Below are 3626 nucleotides of genomic sequence, written 5' to 3' on the forward strand. Positions count from 1 at the left end.
CCCCCGCCATTTTGGCGGGGGGGATCTGATTATTATTCTGCTGCGTCTTGGTATGCGTCCATTGGGGGGCATGTGCAGACGAGGTTTCGGTCTCCGTATGCGTTGTCGACGCGGTTGACGGGGGACCAGTATTTGTCGACGCCCATGGAGCCCGGCGGGAAGCAGGCCTGTTCGCGGGTGTAGGGGCGGTCCCAGTCGCCGACCAGATCGCGCACCGTGTGGGGGGCGTTTTTCAGCGGGTTGTTCTCCGCGTCGATCTTGCCGTCGATGATGTCCTGCGCCTCGGCCCGGATCGAGAGCATGGCGTCGCAGAAGCGGTCCAGCTCCGCCATGGGTTCCGATTCCGTCGGTTCGACCATCAGGGTTCCGGCCACCGGCCAGGACATGGTCGGCGCGTGGAAGCCTGAATCCACCAGACGTTTGGCGATGTCGTCCACGGTGACATGCGCCTCGGCGTCCAGCGGACGGGTGTCGAGGATGCATTCATGCGCCACACGGCCCGACTCGGACGTGTAGAGGATCGGATAGGCATCCTGCAGACGTGCCGCGATGTAGTTGGCGTTCAGGATCGCCACTTTGGTCGCCTGCGTCAGACCCGCACCGCCCATCAGCAGCACATAGGCCCAGCTGACCGGCAGGATCGAAGGCGAACCAAACGGTGCCGCCGAGACCGGACCCACGGCGGTGCCGTATTCCGGGTGGCCGGGCAGGTGCTCTTCCAGATGCGCCTTGACGCCGATCGGACCCATGCCGGGGCCGCCGCCGCCATGGGGGATGCAGAAGGTCTTGTGCAGGTTCAGGTGGCTGACATCGCCGCCAATGTCACCGGGGCGCGACAGGCCGACCATGGCGTTCATGTTGGCGCCGTCGATATAGACCTGACCGCCATGGTCATGGGTGATCTGGCAGACCTCCTGCACGGTGGTCTCGAACACGCCATGGGTGGACGGGTAGGTGATCATGCAGGCGGCCAGATGATCGGAATGCTTCTCGGCCTTGGCGCGGAAGTCATTCAGATCAATGTTTCCCTTGTCATCCGCCTGCACCGGCACAACCTGCCAGCCCACCATCTGGGCCGAGGCCGGGTTGGTGCCATGCGCCGAGGTCGGGATCAGGCAGACATTGCGGTGCCCTTCACCACGGGCGAAGTGATAGTTGCGGATGGTCAGCAGGCCTGCGTACTCGCCCTGTGCGCCCGAATTGGGCTGTTGGCTGATCGCATCATAGCCGGTGATCTGGCACAGCTTGTCGTTCAGGTCGGCAATCATCTCGTGATAGCCCTGCGCCTGATCTTGCGGCACAAACGGATGCAGGTTGGAGAACTCGGGCCAGGTGACCGGGATCATCTCGATCGTCGCGTTCAGCTTCATGGTGCACGAGCCCAGCGGGATCATCGCGCGGTCCAGCGCCAGGTCACGGTCGGCCAGACGGCGCATGTACCGCGTGATCTCGGCCTCGGCCCGGTTCTGGTGGAAGATCGGGTGGGTCAGATAGGCGCTTTCGCGCAGCGCATAATCCGGCAGGCGGTATTGCTTGTTCGAGCTGTCATCCTTGCGGTCGATGCCGAAGGCCCCCCAGACGGCCTCGATGGTCTCGGGGCGGGTCTGTTCGTCCAGGCTGATGCCCACCTTGCTGTCGCCGACCTTGCGCAGGTTGACGCCCCGGGCCACGGCGGCCTCCATCACGACGTTCTGCAGATGGCCGACCTCGACCGTGATGGTGTCGAAGAACACCTCAGGTTCGACCGAGAAGCCCGCCTCTTCCAGACCGGCCGCCATGCGCGAGGTTTTGCGATGCACCGATTGCGCGATGGCCTTGATACCGTCGGGGCCGTGGTACACGGCATACATCGAGGCGATCACCGCCAGCAGCGCCTGCGCGGTACAGACGTTCGAGTTGGCTTTCTCGCGGCGGATGTGTTGCTCGCGGGTTTGCAGCGACAGGCGATAGGCCTTGTTGCCGCGGCTGTCGATGCTGACACCGATGATCCGGCCCGGCATCGAGCGCTTCAGCTTGTCGGTGGTCGCCATATAAGCGGCGTGCGGGCCGCCATAGCCCATCGGTACGCCAAAACGCTGGGTCGAGCCAATGGCGATATCCGCGCCCATCTCACCAGGGCTTTTCAGCAGCGCCAGCGACAGGATGTCGGCGGCGACAATGGCGATGGCTTTATGTTCGTGCAGCGCCGCGATCTCGGCGGTGTAGTCGCGCACATGGCCGTGGGTGCCCGGATACTGGAAGATCGCGCCAAAAACTGCGCCTGCGTCGAGGCTGTCGGGGTCGCCCACCTGTACGTCGATACCCAGAGGCTCGGCGCGGGTCTTGATCACCGCGATGGTCTGCGGGTGGCAGTTGCGGTCGACAAAGAAGGCCGCATTGTTGGCCTTGGACCGGCCGCCGCGCTTGGCCATTGCCATGGCTTCGGCGGCAGCGGTGGCTTCGTCCAGCAGCGAGGCGTTGGCCACGTCCAGCCCGGTCAGATCACTGACCATGGTCTGGAAGTTCAACAGCGCCTCAAGCCGGCCCTGGCTGATCTCGGGCTGATAAGGGGTGTAGGCTGTATACCAGGCCGGGTTTTCCAGGATGTTGCGCAGGATCGGCGCCGGGGTGGTGGTGCCATAATAGCCCTGACCGATCAGCGAGGTCAGAACCTTGTTCTTGCCGGCCACCTCGCGCATGTGGAAAAGCGCATCCCGTTCGGTCATCGCCGGACCCCAGTCCAGCGGCTCTTTCTGGCGGATCGCGGGCGGAACGGTGGCGTCGATCAGCTCGTCCAGCGTCTTGAAGCCGATCACCTTGAGCATGTCGCGCATCTCGGTCGGGCTGGGCCCGATATGGCGGCGATTGGCAAAGTCATAGGCTTCGTAGTCGGTCAGTTTGAAGGCCATTGCAGCGCTCCTATGAATAAGTCAGGTCCGGCGGAGGCCGCGAGAGCCTCCGGGTAGAATGCGGGCCGGCTTGGCCCGAACGGGTGGGGTCCCGGGTCAGGACCCCGGCAGAGGCTCAGCCGATGAAGGCCTTGTAGCCGGCTTCGTCCATCAGGTCTTCCAGCTGCGACGCATCCGTGATCTTGATCTTGTAGATCCAGGCCTCGCCCTCGGGGTCTTCGTTCAGCGCACCGGGGTTGTCGGCCAGCGCCTCGTTGACCTCGACGATCTCGCCATCGACCGGCGCATAAAGCTCGGAGGCCGCCTTGACGGATTCGATCACGCCGATCTCACCATCCTTGGCAAATTCCTCGCCCGCGTCCTGCTGCTCGACAAAGACCACCTCGCCCAGCTGCTCGGCGGCATGTTTGGTGATGCCCAGAGTGGCCGTGTCACCCTCAACGGTCAGCCATTCATGCTCTTCGGAATAATAGGTTGCCATGTCTCTCTCTCCTGACTTCAACGCTTGTAATTCTGTTTGACAAAGGGCAGCGCCACGATCTGCGCCGGTTGTGCCTTGCCCCGGATGATCAGGTTCACCGTCTCGCCCGGCTCGCCGTGACCGGCGGACACATAGCCCATCGCCACCGGGCCGCCGACCGTGGGACCAAAGCTGCCCGAGGTGATCTGACCGATGGTGTTTCCTTCAGCGCACTGAATTTCCACGCCCTGGCGCGCAGGTGCGCGGCCTTCCGGCTT

At 63.7% G+C, this 3626-nt stretch carries 3 protein-coding genes; all 3 read right to left on the reverse strand.

The features are described from left to right. Positions 1 to 32: 32 nt before the first annotated feature. Positions 33 to 2888 (reverse strand): aminomethyl-transferring glycine dehydrogenase, encoded by a 2856-nt coding sequence (gene gcvP, locus ACR1XY_RS24205; protein ID WP_480597312.1) that lies wholly within the window; start codon positions 2886 to 2888, stop codon positions 33 to 35. 115 nt (positions 2889 to 3003) lie between these two features. Beyond that, on the reverse strand, positions 3004 to 3369 hold the full coding sequence (gene gcvH / locus ACR1XY_RS24210; RefSeq protein ID WP_480597314.1) for a glycine cleavage system protein GcvH: 366 nt from the start codon (positions 3367 to 3369) through the stop codon (positions 3004 to 3006). A gap of 17 nt (positions 3370 to 3386) precedes the next feature. Next, positions 3387 to 3626: glycine cleavage T C-terminal barrel domain-containing protein (locus ACR1XY_RS24215; RefSeq protein ID WP_480597316.1), on the reverse strand; the 240-nt coding region annotated here is incomplete at its 5' end.

It is taken from the genome of Ruegeria sp. AD11(2025), assembly GCF_056542405.1.

Excerpts from the sequence above, each read along its gene's own strand:
- gcvP (WP_480597312.1), bottom strand. The coding sequence starts at position 2,888 with ATGGCCTTCAAACTGACCGACTACGAAGCCTATGACTTTGCCAATCGC.
- gcvH (WP_480597314.1), bottom strand. The coding sequence starts at position 3,369 with ATGGCAACCTATTATTCCGAAGAGCATGAATGGCTGACCGTTGAGGGT.